Source organism: Actinoplanes sp. NPDC049598 (assembly GCF_040675435.1).
Classification (GTDB): Bacteria; Actinomycetota; Actinomycetes; order Mycobacteriales; family Micromonosporaceae; genus Actinoplanes.
This window is the reverse complement of record NZ_JBFAOX010000012.1, coordinates 43,325-63,374: the sequence shown is the minus strand read 5'-3', so window position 1 is coordinate 63,374 and position 20,050 is coordinate 43,325. Positions and strand designations below refer to the sequence as shown.

At 72.1% G+C, this 20,050-nt stretch carries 18 protein-coding genes; 7 read left to right on the top strand and 11 right to left on the bottom strand.

What is annotated here, in order from left to right:
* Nucleotides 1-6: 6 nt before the first annotated feature.
* Nucleotides 7-1,029, bottom strand: a complete 1,023-nt coding sequence (hrcA, locus tag AB0J66_RS26500; RefSeq protein ID WP_364665750.1) for a heat-inducible transcriptional repressor HrcA — start codon at nucleotides 1,027-1,029, stop codon at nucleotides 7-9.
* Nucleotides 1,030-1,185: 156 nt separating this feature from the next.
* Here hrcA and AB0J66_RS26495 point away from each other — a divergent pair, with 156 nt between their 5' ends.
* Complete coding sequence (locus AB0J66_RS26495; RefSeq protein ID WP_364665747.1) at nucleotides 1,186-1,821, top strand: DUF4870 domain-containing protein; 636 nt, start codon at nucleotides 1,186-1,188, stop codon at nucleotides 1,819-1,821.
* A 27-nt stretch (nucleotides 1,822-1,848) separates the two neighbouring features.
* On the opposite strand, the gene hemW is transcribed toward AB0J66_RS26495, so the two are convergent.
* Entirely contained in the window at nucleotides 1,849-3,051 is a 1,203-nt protein-coding gene (gene hemW, locus AB0J66_RS26490; RefSeq protein WP_364665744.1) for a radical SAM family heme chaperone HemW, read from the bottom strand.
* A gap of 36 nt (nucleotides 3,052-3,087) precedes the next feature.
* Here hemW and AB0J66_RS26485 point away from each other — a divergent pair, with 36 nt between their 5' ends.
* The 3 genes from AB0J66_RS26485 to AB0J66_RS26475 all read left to right on the top strand — a co-directional run bounded on the left by AB0J66_RS26485 (nucleotide 3,088) and on the right by AB0J66_RS26475 (nucleotide 6,552).
* Nucleotides 3,088-3,867 carry an enoyl-CoA hydratase-related protein gene (locus tag AB0J66_RS26485; protein WP_364665741.1) on the top strand — a complete coding sequence of 260 codons (780 nt, stop codon included), beginning with the start codon at nucleotides 3,088-3,090 and terminating at the stop codon, nucleotides 3,865-3,867.
* A 40-nt stretch (nucleotides 3,868-3,907) separates the two neighbouring features.
* On the top strand, nucleotides 3,908-4,774 hold the full coding sequence (locus tag AB0J66_RS26480) for a hypothetical protein (protein ID WP_364666361.1): 867 nt from the start codon (nucleotides 3,908-3,910) through the stop codon (nucleotides 4,772-4,774).
* Nucleotides 4,775-4,977: 203 nt separating this feature from the next.
* Complete coding sequence (locus tag AB0J66_RS26475; protein ID WP_364665738.1) at nucleotides 4,978-6,552, top strand: PAS domain S-box protein; 1,575 nt, start codon at nucleotides 4,978-4,980, stop codon at nucleotides 6,550-6,552.
* 73 nt (nucleotides 6,553-6,625) lie between these two features.
* On the opposite strand, the gene AB0J66_RS26470 is transcribed toward AB0J66_RS26475, so the two are convergent.
* The 4 genes from AB0J66_RS26470 to AB0J66_RS26455 all read right to left on the bottom strand — a co-directional run bounded on the left by AB0J66_RS26470 (nucleotide 6,626) and on the right by AB0J66_RS26455 (nucleotide 10,356).
* Nucleotides 6,626-6,901 carry a GlsB/YeaQ/YmgE family stress response membrane protein gene (locus AB0J66_RS26470; RefSeq protein ID WP_364665735.1) on the bottom strand — a complete coding sequence of 92 codons (276 nt, stop codon included), beginning with the start codon at nucleotides 6,899-6,901 and terminating at the stop codon, nucleotides 6,626-6,628.
* Nucleotides 6,902-6,982: 81 nt separating this feature from the next.
* On the bottom strand, nucleotides 6,983-8,863 hold the full coding sequence (gene lepA, locus AB0J66_RS26465) for a translation elongation factor 4 (protein ID WP_364665732.1): 1,881 nt from the start codon (nucleotides 8,861-8,863) through the stop codon (nucleotides 6,983-6,985).
* Between the two features lie 103 nt (nucleotides 8,864-8,966).
* The gene (locus tag AB0J66_RS26460; protein ID WP_364665729.1) at nucleotides 8,967-9,761 is read right to left on the bottom strand and encodes an MOSC domain-containing protein; all 795 of its coding nucleotides are present in this window, start codon (nucleotides 9,759-9,761) and stop codon (nucleotides 8,967-8,969) included.
* A gap of 61 nt (nucleotides 9,762-9,822) precedes the next feature.
* Nucleotides 9,823-10,356 (bottom strand): DUF4240 domain-containing protein, encoded by a 534-nt coding sequence (locus AB0J66_RS26455; protein WP_364665726.1) that lies wholly within the window; start codon nucleotides 10,354-10,356, stop codon nucleotides 9,823-9,825.
* Nucleotides 10,357-10,410: 54 nt separating this feature from the next.
* Between AB0J66_RS26455 and AB0J66_RS26450 the strand changes: the two genes are divergently transcribed.
* Both AB0J66_RS26450 and rpsT read left to right on the top strand, forming a co-directional pair.
* Nucleotides 10,411-11,388, top strand: a complete 978-nt coding sequence (locus AB0J66_RS26450; protein WP_364665725.1) for a phosphotransferase — start codon at nucleotides 10,411-10,413, stop codon at nucleotides 11,386-11,388.
* Between the two features lie 198 nt (nucleotides 11,389-11,586).
* Nucleotides 11,587-11,853, top strand: a complete 267-nt coding sequence (rpsT, locus tag AB0J66_RS26445) for a 30S ribosomal protein S20 (RefSeq protein ID WP_364665722.1) — start codon at nucleotides 11,587-11,589, stop codon at nucleotides 11,851-11,853.
* A gap of 127 nt (nucleotides 11,854-11,980) precedes the next feature.
* Here the strand turns inward: rpsT and AB0J66_RS26440 are convergent, their stop codons facing one another.
* The 3 genes from AB0J66_RS26440 to AB0J66_RS26430 all read right to left on the bottom strand — a co-directional run bounded on the left by AB0J66_RS26440 (nucleotide 11,981) and on the right by AB0J66_RS26430 (nucleotide 14,137).
* Nucleotides 11,981-12,397: a hypothetical protein gene (locus AB0J66_RS26440; protein WP_364665720.1), complete on the bottom strand. Its 417-nt coding sequence runs from the start codon at nucleotides 12,395-12,397 to the stop codon at nucleotides 11,981-11,983.
* Nucleotides 12,394-13,371 carry a DNA polymerase III subunit delta gene (gene holA / locus AB0J66_RS26435; protein WP_364666358.1) on the bottom strand — a complete coding sequence of 326 codons (978 nt, stop codon included), beginning with the start codon at nucleotides 13,369-13,371 and terminating at the stop codon, nucleotides 12,394-12,396. Before holA ends, AB0J66_RS26440 begins: the two co-directional genes overlap by 4 nt.
* A gap of 226 nt (nucleotides 13,372-13,597) precedes the next feature.
* A complete protein-coding gene (locus AB0J66_RS26430) occupies nucleotides 13,598-14,137 on the bottom strand; it encodes a GNAT family N-acetyltransferase (RefSeq protein ID WP_364665717.1) in 540 nt (179 codons plus the stop codon).
* 170 nt (nucleotides 14,138-14,307) lie between these two features.
* On the opposite strand from AB0J66_RS26430, the gene AB0J66_RS26425 reads away from it, so the two are divergent.
* A complete protein-coding gene (locus AB0J66_RS26425) occupies nucleotides 14,308-16,671 on the top strand; it encodes a hypothetical protein (protein WP_364665715.1) in 2,364 nt (787 codons plus the stop codon).
* A gap of 96 nt (nucleotides 16,672-16,767) precedes the next feature.
* Here AB0J66_RS26425 and AB0J66_RS26420 read toward each other — a convergent pair whose 3' ends face one another.
* Nucleotides 16,768-19,245 carry a ComEC/Rec2 family competence protein gene (locus AB0J66_RS26420; protein ID WP_364665712.1) on the bottom strand — a complete coding sequence of 826 codons (2,478 nt, stop codon included), beginning with the start codon at nucleotides 19,243-19,245 and terminating at the stop codon, nucleotides 16,768-16,770.
* Nucleotides 19,242-19,901 carry a ComEA family DNA-binding protein gene (locus AB0J66_RS26415; RefSeq protein ID WP_364666355.1) on the bottom strand — a complete coding sequence of 220 codons (660 nt, stop codon included), beginning with the start codon at nucleotides 19,899-19,901 and terminating at the stop codon, nucleotides 19,242-19,244. Before AB0J66_RS26415 ends, AB0J66_RS26420 begins: the two co-directional genes overlap by 4 nt.
* Nucleotides 19,902-20,050 lie beyond the last annotated feature (149 nt).

Below are 20,050 nucleotides of genomic sequence, written 5' to 3'. Positions count from 1 at the left end.
TCCTCGTCAGTTTTGTGCTAGAAGGTCGCCCACGTAGCGTGCCACCGCGCGCACGGTCGCGATGGTGCCGGGGTAGTCCATCCGGGTGGGGCCGAGCACACCGAGCCCACCGACGATCGTCGCCCCGGGGCCGTAACCGGTGCTGACCACGGACGCCGACCGGAGGTTGTCGATCTCGTTCTCGTCACCGATCCGGACCCGCGTGGTGCTCGGCTCCAGGTCGCCGATCAGTTTCAGCAGGATGACCTCTTCCTCGAGGGCCTCGAGGACAGGTCGCAGCGTGCCTTGGAAGTCCAGCACGCCACCCCTTGTCAGGTTAGCGGTGCCGGCCAAGGCGAGGCGTTCCTCACTGCGCTCGACCAGGGTCTCGAGGAGCACCGAGGCGAGGCAGGCCATGGTGGCCCGGCTCTCCGGCGCGCAGTCGTCGACGAGCCCCTGCACCAGCGGCGGGGTGTCGGCCAGCCGTTTGCCGGCGAGTTTCTCGTTGACGCGGCGGCGCAGGTCGGTGACGTCGTCGGCCGGGACCGGCCCGGGCAGCTCGACCAGGCGCTGCTCGACGCGGCCGGTGTCGGCGATCATCACCAGCATGAGGCGCGTGGTGGAGATCGGCACCAGCTCGAGGTGGCGCACCGAGGAGCGGGCCAGCGACGGGTACTGCACGACGGCGACCTGGCGGGTGAGCTGGGCGAGCAGCCGCACCGTGCGGTGCACGACGTCGTCCAGGTCGACCGCGCCGATCAGGAACCGCTCGATGGCCCGCCGCTCGGCCGGGCTCAGCGCCTTGACCTTGGACAGGCGGTCGACGAACAGCCGGTAGCCGGCGTCGGTGGGCACACGGCCGGCGCTGGTGTGGGGCTGCCGGATGTAGCCCTCCTCCTCGAGCACCGCCATGTCGTTGCGCACGGTGGCCGGGGAGACGCCGAGCTGGTGGCGCTCGACCAGCGCCTTGCTCCCGACGGGTTCCTGCGTCTCGACGTAGTCCTCGACGATCGCCCGAAGCACCTCGAGCTTGCGGTCATCGAGACTCATATGACCCCTCCCCCACAAATTTGGCACTCCGGCAGACCGAGTGCCAGTCTACGTCGCCGCGGACGGCAACGCGATGATCGAGCGGACTCGTCTGTTCATCCACAAGATCAGCATGTCGCCTCGACCCCATTGAGGTGCGGCTCTACCGTGTCAGCCATGACTGAACCGCCTCGCCCGCCTGGTGAGCCCACCCCGAATGACCCCACCAGGCCGTTCAACCCTTATGCCCCTAACGACCCGACTTCGGGATCGACACCCCCGCCGTACAACCCCCCGTCCGGCTACGGCCCCCCGCCGAGCTCCCCGCCTCCCGGCTACGGCCCGCCGCCCAGCTCCCCGCCTCCCGGCTACGGCCCGCCGCCCGGCTCACCGCCTCCCGGCTACGGCCCCCCGCCCGGCTACCCGCCGCCCCCGCCGGGATACGACAAAGGTTATGGCGGCTACGGCCCCACGCAGGACGACCGCACCTGGATCCTCGTGGCCCACTTCGGCGGCGCCGCGGCGGCCTTCCTGGGCGGCGGCCTCGCCGGCTGGATCGCCCCGCTGATCGCGCTGCTGGCCAAGGGCAACCAGTCCCCGGTGGTCCGGGCCGAGTCGGTCAAGGCGCTGAACTTCCAGATCACCTGGTCGATCGTGACGCTGATCGGCTGGGTCACGTCCTGCCTGGGCATCGGCTTCATCATCATCGCGGCAGCCGCGCTGATCGCCATCATCTTCGGCATCATCGCCGGCGTGAAGGCCGGCAACAACGAGCCGTACAACTACCCGATGTCGCTGAATCTCATCAAGTGATGGGGCCGGGCACGGGGGCCCGGCTGTTCAGACCACGTCGCGGATGACCGCGTCGGCCAGGAGGCGGCCGCGCAGCGTCAGTTCCAGTCGGCCCCGCTCGTACGAGGAAGCGTCGAGCAGCCCGTTGGCCAGCGCCTGCTTCGCGCCCACCTGGTCGACCCGGTCGAGGGCGATGCCCTCCCGCAGCCGCACCCGGAGCATCACGTCCTCCACGTGCCGGTCCTCGTCGGTGAGCAGCTCCCGGCCGTGACCGGGTGAGAGGCCCTCCGACAGGCGCGACGCGTACGCGGACGGGTGCTTGACGTTCCACCAGCGCACCCCGCCGACGTGGCTGTGCGCGCCCGGGCCGAGCCCCCACCAGTCGGCTCCGGTCCAGTAGAGCAGGTTGTGCCGGCAGCGCGCCTCGGCCGAGGTGGCCCAGTTCGAGACCTCGTACCACTCGAAGCCGGCCCCGGTCAGCGCCTCTTCGGCGGCCAGATAGCGATCCGCCGCGACGTCGTCCGACGGGAACGGGATCTCGCCGCGCCGCATCCGCGCCGCCATCCGGGTGCCGTCCTCCACGATCAGGCTGTACGCGCTGACGTGGTCCACTCCCGCGTCGACGACCGCCCGCAGTGACGCCGCGAAGTCGTCGGCCGTCTCGCCCGGCGTGCCGTAGATGAGGTCGAGGTTGACGTGCTCGAAGCCGGCCTCGCGGGCCTCGATGGCGGCCTGCGGCGCGCGCCCCGCGGTGTGCCTGCGGTCGAGGATCCGCAGCACCGTGGGCGACGCCGACTGCATGCCGAGCGAGATCCGGTTGAAGCCGTGTCCGCGCAGCGTCCTCAGATACGACAGGTCCACGGATTCCGGATTGGCCTCCGTGGTGATCTCGGCATCCGGCGCCAGCCCCCACGCGTCGTCGATCCCGGCGAGAATCCGCCCGAGGTCATCCGCGCTCAGCAGCGTCGGCGTCCCGCCACCGAAGAACACCGTGTCCACTTTTCCCGGACTTATCACGCCTTGCGCCAGGCGCAGCTCCCGCAGGACGGTCGAGGCGTACGTGTCCCGGCTGGCCCCGCCGCCCAGCTCGGACGCGGTGTAGGTGTTGAAGTCGCAGTAGCCGCAGCGAGACGCGCAGAACGGCACGTGGACATAGACGGCGAAGCCGTTCCGGCCGACGGCGGAAGTCGCGGATGCGGGGAGCGACCCGTCCGCGGGGACGGGTGAGCCGTCGGGAAGTGCGCCTGCCATCCGTCAAGTGTGCACGCCTCCCGTTAGGGTGCCGCCATGGCTCTGGTCCGTACCGTCACCGACGCCGGGGTGACCACCATGACCCTGGACAGCCCGGCGAACCGCAACGCTCTTTCCACCCCGCTCATGCGCGAGCTGCTCGACGCGCTGGCCGACGCCCTGACCGACGCCTCGGTCCGGGTCGTCGTGCTCTCCCACGCCGGCCCGGTCTTCTGCTCGGGGGCCGATCTCAAGGAGACGGCCGAGGCCCGCGCGAGCGGCCGGGTCCCGGCCGAGTTGCTGGCCGACGTCCTGGCCGCGCTCTGGGAGTTCCCCAAGCCGGTGGTCGCGCGCGTCGGCGGGCCGGCCCGCGCGGGCGGGCTCGGCCTGATCGCCGCGGCCGACATCGCCGTCTGCACCACCGAGGCGAGTTTCGCCTTCTCGGAGGTACGGCTCGGCGTGATCCCCGCTGTGATCAGCGCGACCGTGCTGCCTCGGCTGGCCCCGCGCGCGGCGGCCGAGCTCTATCTCACCGGGGATGTCTTCGACGGGGCCCGGGCGGCGGAGATCGGCCTGGTCACCGCGGCCGTGCCGGCGGTGGATCTCGACGCCTCGATCACGCGGTACTGCGACAGCCTCGTCCGGGGCGGTCCCCTCGCCCTGGCGGGGGCCAAGCAGCTGCTCCGCCGTACGCCCGAGGCCGGCGTCCGCGAGGAGCTGGCCGAGCTCTCACAGCGCTCGGCCGGATATTTCCGGTCGGCCGAGGGCCGGGAGGGCGTGGCCGCGTTCCGGGAGAAGCGCGACGCCTCCTGGGTCCCAGTCACGCAGACAAGGTGATCTCGTTGACTACTCTTGTTGCCTGACTGACTTGCCGGAGGTGTTGGTGCGCAAGACCCCCGTCGTGGCGGCGCTGGCGCTGGTCACGCTCGTCGGCGCGCTGGGCGTGTTCGTCGCCGTCCGCTCGTTCTCCGGCGGCCTCAAGCTGCCCCAGATCGGCCCGGAGTGCACCGTGCGGGCCGACGGCGAGGTCACGCTCGACTACGTGCAGATGGCCAACGCCGCGACGATCACCGCGGTCGGCGTGCGCAAGGGCATGCCCGAGCGGGCGGTGGTGATCGCGCTGGCCACCGCGCTGCAGGAGTCGAAGCTGGAGAACCTCGACACCGGCGACCGCGACTCGGTCGGCCTCTTCCAGCAGCGCCCGAGCCAGGGCTGGGGCACGATCGAGAAGATCAAGGACCCGAGGTACGCGGCGGACAGGTTCTACACGGCGCTCAAGAAGGTCAAGGGCTACCAGAAGATGCGGGTCACCGATGCCGCGCAGAAGGTGCAGCGCTCGGCCTACCCCAACGCGTACGAGAAGTGGGCCGACGAGTCGGCGGTGCTGGCCAAGGCGCTGACCGGCCGGGCCACCGGCGCCGTCGAGTGCTCGGTGAGCGGGTCGCCGGTGCTGCGCGGGGCCGCTGCCTCGGCCGCGCTGATGGAGGGCCTGCGCCTCGACTGGGGCAAGGGCCTGACCGAGTCGGCCACGGCCGGCCCGGTGGCCGGGCTGACCGTGGCCGTCACCGACGCCAGCGCGGGCTGGCGCTATGCCCACTGGCTCGTCGCCCATGCCTCCGCGACCGGTCTCGAACGGGTACGTTTCGCCGATCTCGAGTGGCACGCGCCGGACGGCAAGTGGACGGCGGCGACCGCGCAGGGTGGCGCCGGAAAGCTGCGCGTGATCGCGGAAGTGTTCGATTGACGTCCGATTTTCGGTGCGTGGCCGGAAATTTCGGTCGCCGATTTAATCACTCTGGGTGATGACGACCGTTTTCGGTACGCAGTTGCGTAGCGTATAAGGCAACATGGACAGACAGCTACCGCCCTGGTACTAAGTAGGGCGTGTCGAGGGCGATCGAGTGGATTCTTCTGGGATCTGCCAGCTGTATAGCGATCATTTGCGGAGTGTGGTGGCGCCGGCCGGCCAGAAAGGGGCCGTGGCTGCTGCTCGCCGCCGCTGTCGCGATGCTGGCCACCGGCGATGTCTTCTTCGCTCTGCGTGACCACGGCGTCGCGGACGCCTTCTATCTCGCGATGTACGTACTGGTCGCGGGGGCGCTGCTGAAGTTCACCGGCGGCGGCTCGGTGATCGACGACCGGGCCCGGTTGATCGACCTGCTCGCGTTCGCGTGCGCCAGCCTGCTGATCCTCTGGGTCTTCGTGGTCGGCGGCATGGCCGAGCTCGGCGGCATCTCGGGGGCCGACGTGATCGGCTCGATCCTGCTGGTCGGCGTGGCCGTGCGCCTCAACCTGGCCACCGGCCGCAACGGGGCCGCCTTCCTGCTGCTCCTGGGGGCCGTCGGCATGCTGGCCGGTGACATCGCCTACCCGCTGGCGCCAGGCACGGCGGCCGAGACCGGCTACCGCGTGCTGTACGTGGCGTGGGGGCTGGCCGCGCTGCACCCGTCGATGGCCCGGCTGACCATGCCCGAGACCCCGCGCCCGCCGGCCTGGCGCGGACACTGGGCGGCGCTGCTGGTCCTCTCGGTCGCGACCCCGCCGCTGGTCCTGCTCATCGAGGCGCTGACCGGGCCGGTGGAGGACGCGGTGCCGATCGCGGTGGCCGGCGTGATCACCCTCACCCTGACCATCACCCGCCTGGCCGACGCGGTGACCCTGAACAGCCGGGCCCTGGCGCGGGAGCGCGGCCTGCGCGGCGCGAGCGCCGACCTGGTGGCCGCGGCGGACATGCCCGCCGTGGACGAGGCGGTCCGCTCCGCGGTGACCGTCCTGCTGGCCGAGCAGACGGTGCGCCGGGTGGTCTTCGCCACCGATGACCGTCAAATGGCCCTGGAGGCGCTCCCGCCCGCGCCGACCGGCCGCCGCCCGCGCAGCTGGTGGTCGGACGAGTCGCCGGCCGAGGAGGCCACCCTGATCTGCCCGCTCTGGCTCGAGCCGCTGGCTGTGGCCCGGCCCAGCGGAGGCGCCCTGGTGCTCACCGGTCGCCGGGACGCCCTGGTCGCAGCCCGCGACGCCCTGGAGGTGCTGGCCGGCCAGGCCGCCCTGGCCCTCGACCGGATCAGCCTGGTCGAGGCGGTCGGCCGCCGCGACAGCGACCTTTACCTGCGCGCTGTGATCCGCAACACGGCCGACCTGATGCTGGTGCTCGACGAGGATCAGCGGATCCGCTACGCCAGCCCGGCCCTGCACGACCTGCTGGGCGACGAGGAGCTGTCCCCGCTGTCGACCTTCGCCGACCTGGCCGACCGGGACGACCGGGGCCAGATCCGCCGCGCGTTCACCACCGGCGGCGACGGCACGATCTTCTGCGCGCTGCGCCGCCCCGACGACAGCCAGTTGCTGGTCGAGGCCACGTACCGCGACCTCCGCGAGGACCGCCTGGTCCAGGGTTTCGTGGTCACCATGCGCGATGTCACGGAAGGCCACACCGCGAGCGAGCGCCTCCCGCACCGGGAGCACGTGGACGACCTGCCGGCCTGGGTCAACCGCCGCAGCGCGCAGCACAAGTTCCGCTACTGAGAAAACGCCGAAGCGCCGGACCTTCGCGGTCCGGCGCTTCGTTCGTCGGGCGTGGTGAGCGCCCGGTTCTGCCTTATCGGGTGAGGCGGCGACGACCGCCGACACCCGCCACCAGGGCAACACCGATCGCGGCCAGGACAACCTGGAAGAGCAGCTCGATCCAGTCGAAGCCCTTGGTGTCGGCGACACCGGTCGCGCGGGCCAGCACCGTGCCCAGCAGAGCGGCCACCACACCGATGACCAGGGTCAGCCACAGCGGGATGTTCTGCTTGCCCGGAACGACCAGGCGGCCCAGAGCGCCGATGATGAGACCGACGATGAGCGCGGTGATGATGCCGGTGACAGTCATTGGGGGATCCTTTCGGGGGGTGAAGCAATCGTTGCGTCCGTCGAGCCCCAGAGTTCCCGACCCTCCCGAAAGCCAAACCGCCTATTTTTTGTTTGTCCCCTTGGGGTCCACCGAGTCGGATGTCGACAGTGCGGCGATGAAGGCCTCCTGCGGCACCTCCACGCGGCCGACCATCTTCATCCGCTTCTTGCCCTCTTTCTGCTTCTCGAGCAGCTTGCGCTTACGGCTGATGTCACCGCCGTAGCACTTGGCGAGCACGTCCTTGCGGATCGCCCGGATGGTCTCGCGGGCGATGATCCGGCTGCCGATGGCGGCCTGGATCGGCACCTCGAACTGCTGCCGCGGAATGAGTTTCTGCAGCTTGGCGGCGATGGTCACGCCGTAGTTGTACGCCTTGTCCTTGTGCACGATCGCGCTGAAGGCGTCGACCGGCTCGCCGTGCAGCAGGATGTCCACCTTGACCAGGTCGGCCACCTGCTCGCCGGACGGCTCGTAGTCGAGCGACGCGTACCCCTTGGTCTTGCTCTTGAGCTGGTCGAAGAAGTCGAAGATGATCTCGGCCAGGGGCAGCGTGTAGCGGAGCTCGACCCGCTCGGACGACAGGTACTCCATGCCGAGCAGCGACCCGCGCCGGCTCTGGCACAGCTCCATGACCGCGCCGACATACTCGTTGGGCACGAGCACGGTGGCCCGCACGACCGGCTCGTGGATCTCGGCGATCTTCCCGGTCGGGAACTCGCTCGGGTTGGTGACGACCTTCTCCTCGGCGTCCTCGGTGTAGACGCGATAGACCACGTTGGGCGCGGTGGAGATCAGGTCGAGATTGAACTCGCGCTCCAGCCGCTCGCCGATGATCTCCAGGTGGAGCAGGCCGAGGTAGCCGACGCGGAAGCCGAAGCCGAGCGCGGCCGAGGTCTCCGGCTCGTAGACCAGGGCGGCGTCGTTGAGCTTGAGCTTGTCGAGCGCGTCGCGCAGGGCCGGGTAGTCGGAGCCGTCGATCGGGTAGAGACCCGAGTAGACCATCGGCTTGGGGTCCTTGTAGCCGCCCAGCGGCTCGGTGGCGGGCCTGACGTTGCCGGTGACGGTGTCACCGACCCGGGACTGGCGCACGTCCTTCACACCGGTGATCAGGTAGCCGACCTCGCCCACGCCGAGCGCGCCCGCCTTCTCCATCTCGGGCGAGACGACGCCGATCTCGAGCAGCTCGTGCACGGCCCCGGTCGACATCATCTTGATCCGGTCGCGGGCCTCGATCCGCCCGTCGACCACCCGGACGTAGGTGACCACGCCCCGGTAGACGTCGTAGACCGAGTCGAAGATCATCGCGCGGGCCGGGGCGTCGGCCCGCCCGACCGGCGGCTGGAACTGCCGGACGATCTCGTCGAGCAGGTGCTCCACGCCCATGCCGGTCTTGCCGGAGACCTGGAGCACGTCGGACGGCTCGCAGCCGATCAGCTTGGCCAGCTCCTCCGCGTACTTCTCGGGCTGCGCGGCCGGCAGGTCGATCTTGTTGAGCACCGGGATGATGTGCAGGTCGTTCTCCATCGCCAGGTACAGGTTGGCGAGGGTCTGGGCCTCGATGCCCTGCGCGGCGTCGACCAGCAGGATCGCGCCCTCACAGGCGGCCAGGCTCCGGGAGACCTCATACGTGAAGTCGACGTGCCCCGGTGTGTCGATCATGTTGAGCACCGCGGTCTCACCCGTGCGGTCGCCCTCGCGGACCACCCAGGGCATGCGCACGGCCTGCGACTTGATGGTGATGCCGCGCTCGCGTTCGATGTCCATGCGGTCGAGGTACTGCGCACGCATCTGACGCGGGTCGACCACCCCGGTGATCTGCAGCATGCGGTCAGCCAGCGTCGACTTGCCGTGGTCGATGTGGGCGATGATGCAGAAGTTGCGGATCCGAGCGGGATCGGTGTTGCCGATCACGTTCACGCCGGGGTCGAGCGGTCCAGGCACGATCTTCCGTTCTTCTCGAACTTGACGACACCGGCGATCCGCCGGCGGGCTCTATCGTCCCACGTCCGCGCGGGGCCCCCGCTCACACCCGTTCACCTCCCGCTCAGATCTTCTCCAGCGGCGCCAACGGCGGGGGCGGCAGCTCCACGCTGATCTCGTCACCGGGCCGGATCGGGCCGCCGCGCAGCACCACGCCCATGACACCGCCCTTGCGCACCACGTTGCCCTGCTCGTCCTGCCCGATGACCTCCCTGAGCAGCCCCGGCCGGAACTTGTTGATCTGCGCGCACGGGTTCCGCAGCCCGGCCACGATCACCGCCGGCCGCGGATCGTCCCCGCCCGCCCGCGCCGCGACCGCCGCCACCTGCTCGGCCGCCGCGGCCGTGGCCTCGTCCAGCCGCGCCGCCGCAGCCGCCGCCAGCACCCCGGCCAGCGCCGCCGAGCCGCTCTCCCCCACCGCACCCGGCGCCGCCGAGCCGCTCTCCCTCACCGCACCCGGCGCCGGCGAGCCACTCTCGGCCACCACACCCCGCGCCGGAGAGCCACTCGCAGCCTCCGAATCGCGCGCCGGCGGGCCGAAGCGCAGGATCGTGCCGAGCGGCAGCCCGAGCAGGTCGAGCCCGCTGGTCGTCACGTTCTCACCCAGGTTGCCCGGGTTGACCGCGTAACCCTTCTCCCCGACCTCGCCGAACAGCTCCTCGTGGATCAGATGCACCTGCCGCAGGTTCGGCTGGGTCGGGTCCAGCTTCACCCGGTGGCGGTGCCGCACGTTCACCCCCGCGTGCACGTCGCCCTCGACCCCGATCCCGGCCACGAGCACGATCTCGTCCCGCACCGGCTTGGTGAACGAATAGGCGTCGTTGCGGCTGACCGAGGCGACCGTTCCACGAAGACTCATGCCCCGAGTCTCGCCGACCCCGAGCGGCCCGCCCGACCCCTTTCCCGCCCCCTGGACGCCGTCACTCCGGCGGCTCCAGGAACAGGGCCGACAACTTGGGCAGGCGCCGCTGCATCTCCTCCTCGTTGTCGAAATCCCACAGGTCGGCCACGTCGGGCCGGGTCACCGGGCGCTCACCGGCCGGCAGCTCCTCGCCGGTGGCCTGGGCATAGGCGTCGGCCGCGATGGACAGCACCTCCTCGGCCGCGAAGACGGCGCCGTTCTCGGCGGCGGCCCGCACGGCCTTGACGTTGGCCAGCGAGTCCGGCGATTTCACCGTGTTGGCCACCGCGTCGCGGCCGTGCGCGATCAGCCACCCCCGGAAGCTGTCGAAGCCCTCGTCGTCACAGCCGCCGTTGATCAGATAGGCCGCGGCCCACAGGTCGGCCGTGCCGGAGGCCACCATGACCTTGTCGAGATGCCGGCCCCAGGCCACGATCTCCTCCGGATCGCGGGTCGCCAGGTCGGCGGCGGCGCGTTTGGCCACCTCGGCGGGCGAGGCGGGCCGGTCGGCGGTCGCTCGGCCGATGACCGCCCAGAAGTCGTCGGTTCTCATGGCGTGAATCCTGCCAGCGGGGTACGACAAAAACGCGCGCGGCAGGATGGTGCCGTGCCGCCGATTTCCCTCCCCGACGTGCCGTACGGCGCCACCGCCGTCCGGCCGGACTGGTCCGACCTGCCGAAAGCCCTGCGCAAGGCGATCGCGGGGCGACTCGGCGCCCCGGTCACGGCCGCGCGCAGCGCCGGCGGCGGCTTCACCCGGGCCTTCGCCGCCGTGCTGAGGACCGCCGACAGCCGCCGCTTCTTCGTCAAGGCCGCGCCCCTGGAGGACCCCACGTCCCAGTGGTACGCCCGTGAGGGCTGGATCACCTCGCTGCTGCCCCCGGCCGTCCCGGCCCCGCGCCCGCTCTGGTCGATCGCCGAGGCCGGCTACTTCACGCTGTGCCTGGAGGCCGTCGACGGGCACGTGCCGGCCCTGCCGTGGCCGCCGGCCGAGCTGACAGCCACGCTGACGGCCTGGTCGGCCGCGGCCCGGGCCCTGGCCACCCCCTCGGCCGAGCTGCTGGCCTCGGGCATCCCGGCCCTGCCGGACATCCTGCGGGCGGAGATGTCCTGGTGGTCGGAGATCGCCGCCGGCCGGGAGCCGATGCCCGCCACCGCCCGGGACACGGTCGCGCCCGGCCGCCTGACCGAGCTGGCGGAGCTCGAGCGGGCCGCGCCCGGGCTCGTCGCCGGTCCCGGCCTCATGCACGGCGACCTGCGGATCGACAACGTCATGATCGACGAAGCGGGGCGGGCCCGGCTCTGCGACTGGACCTGGCCGTGCCTCGGGGCGCCCTGGTTCGACACGGTGACGCTGCTGGTGACGGCCCATGCCAGCGGGCTCGGCGCGGACGCGTACCTCCGGGGCTGGAACGCACCACCGGAAGGAATCGACGGCGCCCTGGCCGCGCTGGCCGGCTATTGGCTCGTACGGGCGGCCGGCGGGCCCGGCAGCGCCTCCCCGCACAGCCGCCAGCACCAGCGTTTCAGCGGCGAGCAGGCGCTCTCCTGGCTGGCCGCCCGGCGCGGCTGGGCGGCCTCGTGACCGGTCTCGCAGAGCCCTGAGCAGGGCACCGTTTTGGTGGCGGGTCGCGCGGCTGGTAGTCTGGCTCATCGCGTGTGGTGACGCGCCGTTGTTCGCTGTTTCGGCAGAGATGTTTCGAGTGAAACTCTCTTTGGGCAGGGACTTGGGGCCACCCCGCTGAGACCGTTTCCGAACAACTAGTCAGGACAAGGCTGTCGCGTGGCGAACATCAAGTCCCAGATCAAGCGCAACCGGCAGAACGAGAAGGCTCGGCTGCGCAACAAGTCGGTCAAGTCGTCGCTGAAGACGGTGATCCGCAAGCTCAACGAGGCGAGCGAGGCCGGCGACGCGCAGACCGCGACGACGCTGCTGCGTGACGCTTCTCGTCAGCTGGACAAGGCCGTCAGCAAGGGCGTCATCCACAAGAACCAGGCGGCGAACCGCAAGTCGGCCATCGCCAAGCGCGTCGCGTCGCTGTCGGCCTGATCATCGCTGATCCGCTCGGCCGCCTGACCTCGTCAGGCGCCGGGCGTCTGGCTACGCGCAGCTAGAACGCAACCCGGGCACCGCCGGACCGTGAGGTCCAGGGCGGTGCCCGGTTTCGTTTGCCGGCTTACTCGTAACGGCGAGTGGCCGACTGCCGGATCCACTGCTGCTGGACCTCGACCTTCTCCACCCAGGGCCGCTTGATCGGCGCACCCTGGCCCCGGTCGATCAAGCCGGGAAGGCGCCGCGTGGCGTCCTCGGACAGCCGCACCGCCGGCGCGTGCTCGACCGCCGGCCGGACCGCGACCCGCTCCGGGGCCACCGGCTGGGTCAGCGACCCCGCGATCACGTCGTTGAGCTTGACCATCACCGCGACCACGGCCGGCAGCACCAGCACGCCCCACCAGCTGACCAGCTCGGCCAGCGCCAGCAGGATGCCCAGCGCGACCGCGCCCTCGAGGTAGACGAAGCAGAGGAAGCCGCTGGGCGCCACGTGCCGAAGTCGCAGCATGCGCGCGTAGAGCGGCTGGTGGACGACGGTCATCGGCCACCGCCCCGGCGGGCCGCGGCGACGGCGAAGACGGCCTTCTCGAGCGCGTATCCGCGATCCTCGGCGCCGCCCTTGACCGCGGCGTTGCAGTCGGCGGCCGCCCGCATCGCGTCGACCAGGCCATCGGGCGTCCAGCCGCGGGCCCGTTCCTGGGCGCGCTGGATCTTCCACGCGGGCATGCCGAGCGAGCTGGCCATCTGGTACGGGTTCCCGCGCCCGGCCGAGGCGACCTTGGCCACCGTCCGCACGCCGTCGGCGATGGCGTCGGCGATCGGCACGGGGTCGACGCCGACGTGCAGCGCCCACCGCAGCGCCTCGAGCGCCCCCGGCAGGTCACCGATCATCGCGGCGTCGGCCACGGTGAACCCGCTCACCTCGGCCCGGCCCTTGTAGTAGCGCGCGACCACGGCTTCGGTGATCTTGCCGTCGGTGTCGGCCATCAGCTGCGAGCAGGCCGCGGCGATCTCCCGCAGGTCGTTGCCGACCGAGGCCAGCAGCGCGGCCGCCGCCGCCTCGTCACAGCGGCCCCCGTTGCGCCGGAACTCGTCGCGCACGAACGCTATCCGCTCCCGGTCGCCCTTGAGCTTGGCCGCCGCCACCACGGTCGCCCCGGCCGAGCGCAGCCCGTCGGCCAGCGCCTTGCCCTTGGCCCCGCCCAGATGCGACACGATCAGCGAGACCTCGGGGTCGGGGTTCTTGGCGTACGCCAGCAGGGCCGCGATCAGATCCTTACGCGCGTCCTGTCCACTGCGGATCACCAGCACCCGCCGTCCGCCGAACAGCGACGGGCTGAGCATCTCGGCCACCTCGCCCGCCGCGAGGGCGCCACCCTCGTACTCCCGGACGTCGGCCCCCGGATCGGCGGCGCGGGCCGCCTCGACCGCCCCACTGATCGCGCGGGAGGCGAGGAGTTCCTCATCGCCTTGGACGAGCAGCAACGGGGGAGGCGCGGTGGTCACGTCCAATATCGTCGCACGAGGGACTGACGTTTCCGCGTGGCTCACTCCTTAGCGCAGACCCACCGGTCAGCAAACGCGAAAGCCGACATATCGGTGTTCTGCCATATCCCCGGCCACATCACCGTCACCCCATCAGGCCGCCCACCCCACCCGGCCGCCCCGGTCCACCCGAACGGCCATCGACCCCCGTTCCCCGCACCCGGCGATGCCCGAACGGACGACCCCGGGCGTGTCGTCACCTCGGCCCCTCGGACGGCAACATCGAGCCGACCCACGCGTCGACCCGGCCGCCCCGGTGCACCAGACGCTGCCGCAGGATCGCCTCGACCCGGAAGCCGGACTTCTCCGCGACCCGCCGCGAGGCGACGTTCCCGACCTCGGCCCGCCACTCGATCAGCCCGAGCCCGAGCGTCCCGAACCCCCACCCGCACAACGCCCGGACCGCCGCCGTGGCCAGCCCGTGCCCACGCGCCCCCGGATCCATCCAGTAGCCGATCTGCGCGGCCCCGCTGCCGTCCAGCCCGAACCCGACCCGTCCCCGCGGCCCGTCCACGCCGGTCTCCTCGACCACGAACTCGGCGCGCTGCCGGCGCCCCCACGCGGCGATCGCCATCTCCCGGACGAAGTACTCCGCGTCCGACATCCGATAGGGGATCGGAATCTGCAGATACTTCTGCACGGCCGGATCCAGCGAAACGTCGTAAACCCACGGAATGTCCGCCACCGTGAACGGCCGCAGCCGTATCTTTCCGGCCGTAATCGCCTCGAGCTCCATCCCCCGATTCTCACCGCGGCCGTCACCCGGATGTCAGGAGCGGCACACACCGTCGACCGGGACCACGAAATTTGCCGGAACCCGTTAGCCTCTCAGGCCGACGGCGCGCACAGCCCACTCATAGGAGAGGGGCCCATGCCCTGCGCTCCGCCGTAGGAAGAGACTCCCTGATGACGACCATGGTGGCCGAATCCACCCCCACTCCGCTCCCGCCCCCGGAGCCGGAGGCCATCACCCGCCGTCGCCTCCCGTCGGCCGGCTGGCTGCCCCTCGCGATCGTCCTCGTCGTGGTCACGCTCGTCCTGCACCACTTCGGCGTCGCCGCGATGGACATAGCCAAGTTCGCCGTCTGCACCCTGTACGCCAGCACCCTGCCCGGCCTGCTCATCTGGCGGTCCGTCCGCGGCCGCGCCGACTACCTGCCGCTGGACGCCGCCTTCGGCACGGTCACCGGCTTCGTGATCGAGTTGCCGCTCTACCTGCTCCTGCGGCAGTTCGACGTGCCGTACGCGGTGGGCGCGTGGCCGCTCGTCGTGGTGGTGCTCTATGCGGTCGTCCCGCGGCTGCGCCGGTATTGGCGTGGCAGCGGCCGGCGGCTGCCGCTCGGGGTCTCGTGGACCGTGGCCGCCGGCTTCCTGTGGATCGTCGCCCTGATGGCGGTCGCGAACTTCCCCGACAACAGCCTCTCCTCGCCGGCCAACGGCCGGATGGGCATCGACTACCCGTTCCAGTTCGCGCTGGTCGGCGAGTTCAAGCACCACGTGCCGCTGAGCACGCCGTGGGTGGCCGGCACCGGCCTGCAGTACCACTGGTACGTCTACGCGCACGGCGCGGCCACCAGCTGGATCAGCGGCATCGAGCCGCAGACGCTGGTCCTGCGCCTCCTGCCGCTGCCCATGGTCGGCGCGTTCCTGCTGGCCGTGGTCGGCGCGATGCACCGGATCACCGGCCGGTTCTGGCCGGGCGCCGTGGCCGTCGTGCTCATGCTGATCGGCCTCTCGATCAACCCGTTCGACTGGTCCGCCGGGCCGATCTTCGACGGCGCCATCATCGACAACCTGTGGGTGAGCCCGACCCAGACGTTCGCGATGATGTTCTTCGCCGTCGTGATCTATCAACTGGCCGGGATGTTCCAGGCCGACCGGGCCGAGTTGCGCCGACCGCTGCCCTGGATCGTGCTGACCGTGCTGCTCGGCGCGGTGGCCGGGGCCAAGGCCACCTTCATCCCGATGGTGCTCTGCGGCCTGGTGCTCGCTGTGGTGCTGCGCGGCGTGTTCGCCCGCCGGATCGGCCCGGAGCTGCCCGCGCTCGGCATCACCGGCGCCTGGTTCGCCTTCGCCCAGCTGGTGCTCTACGGCTCCGGCTCGCAGGGCGCCGAGCTCTACCCGTTGCAGACCATCAAGTTCACCGCGCTCGGCCAGGCCGTGATGGGCCCGCCCGTCCGGGAGGACCAGTGGCCGCCGATGCTGGCCCTGACCGGGCTCGCCGTGCTGGCCGTGGCGTTCGGCTGGGCCGGGATGATCGGCCTGCTGCGCCGTGAGTGGCGGATGCAGCCGATCGTGCACGTCATGCTCGGCTTCGCGGCGTCCGGCGTCGGCGGCCTGTGGCTGATCGCCCACCCCGGCCTCAGCCAGACCTACTTCGCCCGGTCGGCCGTGCCCTACCTGGCCATGGCGTCGGCGATCGGGCTGGCCTCGCTGATCCCGGCGGGCCGGCCGGTGTCCCGCTGGTTCGCCGGGCTCGGTGTGGGCGGGGTGGTGCTGGGCGCCGCGGGCCTGATCGTGATCCGGGAGACGGCCGGCGCCAGGAAGTCCTGGGTGGAGCTCTCCCCCGGGAACGCCGCCCTCGCCTACGGCGCGGTGGCCCTGCTGCTGGCCGTGACCGGCGTGGCGATCGCGATCGTCGCCTGGCGGGTGCGGCTGCCCCGGCGGCTCACGGTCGCACTGCTTGCCCTCGTCGTCCTCGGCACGACGGTGACCAGCGGCGCCGTCGACCGGGGCCGGTTCATCAGGGCTGAGTTGGCGGCCAACCGGCAGCTGCACACCGACGACGCCGCACGGTCGCCCGCCGGCTTCCCCCGCGGCGCGCTCAAGGCCGGGCGCTGGCTGCGCGACCATTCCCGCCCGCTCGACATCGTGGCCACCAACAGCCACTGCCGCCCGGACCTCAACGGTTGCGACAGCCGCGACTTCTGGCTGGCGGCCTATTCGGAACGGCGGATCGTGGTCGAGGGCTGGAGCTACACCGAGAAGGCGTTCGAGGCCGGCACGCTGTGGACCAGCGCCCTCGGCCGGCGCACGTTCTGGGACCAGGACCTGCTGGCCGCCAACGACGCGATGTTCTACACGCCGACCGCGGAGAACGTCGCCTCGTTCACCAAGGCCCACCGCGTCAGGTGGCTCGTGGCGGTCACCAAGGCCCACGACCCCACCCTCATCCGCGAGACCAGGGAGCTCACCGCGAGCCGCCGGCTCGGCCACTACGCCACCGAACGGTTCCGAACGGGCGACATCACCATCTACGAGGTCCGCTGAGCCCCGCGCTCGGCCCAAGCCAGGCCGAGCGCGTGCACAGGGCCGAGCGCGTGCACAGGGCCGAGCGGCCGCGCCCGTTCGACCGCCGTGGCGCGGTCACCGCCCGGCGGCGGGTGGGTCGCCGCGGGCGACCACGGCCAGGCCGCGGCCGCTGACCACCGCCGCCAGGTCACCCGACTGGTCCGTACGCAGCACGCGCGCGCCACCGCGGCCGAGCCGGGCCAGCAGCGCCGCGTTCGGATGCCCGTAGTCGTTGTCCCGCCCCACCGACACCAGAGCCACCGCCGGATCGATCTCGTCGAGGAACGCCGGCGACTGGTAGCTCGACCCGTGATGAGCGACCTTGAGCACGTCAGCCCGTACCACCGCCGGCCCCAGCCGGTGAAGAAGGTCCTCCTGCTCCTCCGTCTCGGCGTCCCCGGGCAGCAGCACCGTCCGGCCGTCCACCCGGGCTCGCAGCACCAGCGAGTTGTTGTTCGGGTCGGAGTTCGTCCCCCGCATCGGATCGATCGGCCCCAGCACCGTCAGTTCCAGACCGCCCACCCGGTACGTCCATCCGTGCCGGACGACGCGCACCGGCACCCGTCCCGCGGCCTCCGCCACCGAGGCCCGCCCGGCCGGTGGTTCGGGCCAGTCCGGCCCCGCGACCGCCAGCACCTCCCGCCCCCGGAAGACCCCGGCCACGCCGCCGATGTGGTCCACATGGAAGTGGCTGGCCAGGAAGAGAACGATCCGCCGTACGCCCAGGCGCCGCAGGCAATGATCGACCGCGTTCGGCTCCGGCCCGGCGTCGACGACCACCGCGCTGCCCTTCCCGGCCGGCAGCACGACCGCGTCGCCCTGCCCGACCGCGCACGCCACCACCACCCAGCCCGGTGGCGGCCAGCCCGGGGCCAGCAGCCGGACCGGCAAAGCGCCCAGAATCCCACCCAGCGCCACCACCGTGACCAGCCGTCGGATCAGCGGCCGCCGCCCCGCCACGAGCAACCCGACCGTGACCACCGCGAGCAGCACCGCCCCGATCACGCCACCCGGCCAGGGCAGCGCCCCCGCCGGTATCCGCGCCCCGTACGTCGCCACCAGCACCAGCCACCGCGCCGGCCAGTGCCCGGCCCAGGCCGCGAACTCGGCCCCGGCCGGCCAGAGTGGCGACAGCACGGCCGAGGAGACCCCGAAGAGGGTGGCCGGCGCGATGGCCGGCACCGCCAGCAGGTTCGCCGGCACCGCGACGAGGCTGATCGTGCCCGACAGCCCCGCCACCACCGGCCCGCACGCGACCTGTGCCGCGGCCGGAACCGCCAGCGCCTCGGCCAGCCCCGCCGGCCATCCCCGTCGCCGCAGCCCGTCCCGCCAGACCGGCGCCAGCAACAGAAGACCGCTGGTGGCCAGCACCGACAGCGCGAACCCGGGATCCGCCGCCAGCTCCGGGTCGACCAGGATCAGCACCGCCACCCCGGCCGCCAGCGCCGGCAACGCGGCCCGCCGCCGCCCCGACGCCAGCCCGATCAGCCCGATCGCCCCCATGGCCGCGGCCCGCACCACACTCGGCGACGGCCGCGCCAGAATGACGAACCCCACCAGCGCCACCGCACACACCCCCGCGGTGACCACCGGCCCGGCCCGCGTCCGCCGCACCGCGAAGAGCACCACCCCCAGCACGATGGCCACGTTGGCGCCCGACACGGCGTTGAGATGCGTCATCCCGGTTGTTCGAAAATCCTCCTCCAGCGCCGGATCGAGCCGGCTCGTGTCACCCACCACGAGCCCCGGCAGCAGCCCGCCGGGTAGATCGGGCAGCGGCTCGCAGGCCTTCTGCAGCCCCGCCCGCAGCACTCCCGCCGCCCGCTGCGCCCACGACGGCTTCCCGAGCAGCACCGGCGGCTCCCGCACCGACGCCACCGCCGCCCGCAGATCGCCCCCACGCGGCGGCATGAGCTTCCCCCGAGCCGCCACCCGCTGCCCCGGCAGCAGCCCCCGCCACCCCGGATCACTGCCCAGCACCAGCCCCCGAGCCGCCAACCGCAAAGGCGCCGCCCCCTCCCCCCGCACCATCACAAAATCAACCGCCACCAGATAGGTAGGCGGCCCCGCCCCACCCCGAAGCGCCCGCGGATCATCCCGAACCACAACCTCCATCCCCACCGCCTCCCCACTCCGCACCAGCGCCACGAGCGGCCCGGCCTCCCGCACACTGACCCGCGCCCCCGTGGCCACACCCCCGCAGGCCACCCCTAGGAGCGCCGCCACCAGAACCCACTTGGCCGCCCCCGCCCGCCGAACCCCCCGACCCCACCATCGCCTGGCCGAAGTGGACGTGGGCTGGGGCTGCCGGGTGCCGGGCCGGCGGATGACTGCCGGTCGCGGCCGTGCAAGGGGCAGTCCGATCAGGACGGCCAGCAGGGCTGCTCCGGCGCCGAGCAGGAGGCCGGAGCGGGCTGAGAGGTAGAGGGCGGTCAGGGCGGACAGCCAGGTGGCGAGGGCGAAGCCGGCCAGCCGGAGGTCGGCGGGGACCCCGGGCTTCGGCGAAGGGCCGGCTCCGGGCGGTGCCGGCCGGCCGGGCGGTGCGGTGGTCATACCGTCACCAGGTCCTTGAGTTGCTCGTAGCGGGCGTCGCCGATGCCGTCGACCTTGCGGAGGTCGCTGACGGACTTGAAGCCGCCCTGGGCGTCGCGGGCGTCGAGGATGCGCTGGGCCAGGACCGGGCCCACGCCGGGGAGGGCGTCCAGGTCGGACAGGGACGCGGTGTTGAGATTCACCGGGGCGCCGGGTGCGGCGCCACCGCTCGCGGCCGGGGCGGCGGGGCCGGTGGGCACGACGGCTCCTGGCGGCGGGGTGACGCCGACGAGGATCAGTTCGCCGTCGACCACCTTGCGGGCCAGGTTGAGCAGGGCCACGTCGACCCCGGGGTTGGCGCCACCCGCGGCGTTGAGGGCGTCGGCGACCCGGGCGCCGCTGGGCAGGCGGACCAGGCCCGGATTGCGCACCTTGCCGCCGACCGCGACAACCACCTCGGACGGGCCGGACGGCGCCGCGATCGCCGGGCCGTCGGCGGCCGTGGCGCCATCACTGGTGGCGCCGTCGGCCGGCTGCGTCGCGTCGAAGGCCGGTGGCGCCACCGGGTCGACCTGCGGCCGGGCCCGCCACGCCAGAACCGCGGCGATCACGACCACCAGGGCCGCGACCATCGCCAGCGCCTTGACGCCACGCCGCCCGGGGTCAAAGGCACCCAGCCCGAACCGGCGTCCCTCCCCCTTGCCGCCACCGAAAGCACCAGCCGCACTGAGCCCCTCCGGCTCATCGTCCGCACCGGGGTACTCATCCCGCTCGAACGGATCACGCGGAAAGGGGCCGGACGGGAAGGGGTCGCGTGGAGACGGTT

Bases quoted from the DNA above. Each gene is read 5' to 3' on its own strand.
- hrcA (WP_364665750.1), bottom strand. From the start codon at position 1,029: ATGAGTCTCGATGACCGCAAGCTCGAGGTGCTTCGGGCGATCGTCGAG.
- AB0J66_RS26425 (WP_364665715.1), top strand. From the start codon at position 14,308: ATGACGACCATGGTGGCCGAATCCACCCCCACTCCGCTCCCGCCCCCG.
- AB0J66_RS26455 (WP_364665726.1), bottom strand. From the start codon at position 10,356: ATGAGAACCGACGACTTCTGGGCGGTCATCGGCCGAGCGACCGCCGAC.
- AB0J66_RS26470 (WP_364665735.1), bottom strand. From the start codon at position 6,901: ATGACTGTCACCGGCATCATCACCGCGCTCATCGTCGGTCTCATCATC.
- AB0J66_RS26495 (WP_364665747.1), top strand. From the start codon at position 1,186: ATGACTGAACCGCCTCGCCCGCCTGGTGAGCCCACCCCGAATGACCCC.
- AB0J66_RS26440 (WP_364665720.1), bottom strand. From the start codon at position 12,397: ATGACCGTCGTCCACCAGCCGCTCTACGCGCGCATGCTGCGACTTCGG.
- hemW (WP_364665744.1), bottom strand. From the start codon at position 3,051: ATGGCAGGCGCACTTCCCGACGGCTCACCCGTCCCCGCGGACGGGTCG.
- AB0J66_RS26485 (WP_364665741.1), top strand. From the start codon at position 3,088: ATGGCTCTGGTCCGTACCGTCACCGACGCCGGGGTGACCACCATGACC.
- AB0J66_RS26420 (WP_364665712.1), bottom strand. From the start codon at position 19,245: ATGACCACCGCACCGCCCGGCCGGCCGGCACCGCCCGGAGCCGGCCCT.
- AB0J66_RS26430 (WP_364665717.1), bottom strand. From the start codon at position 14,137: ATGGAGCTCGAGGCGATTACGGCCGGAAAGATACGGCTGCGGCCGTTC.
- AB0J66_RS26460 (WP_364665729.1), bottom strand. From the start codon at position 9,761: ATGAGTCTTCGTGGAACGGTCGCCTCGGTCAGCCGCAACGACGCCTAT.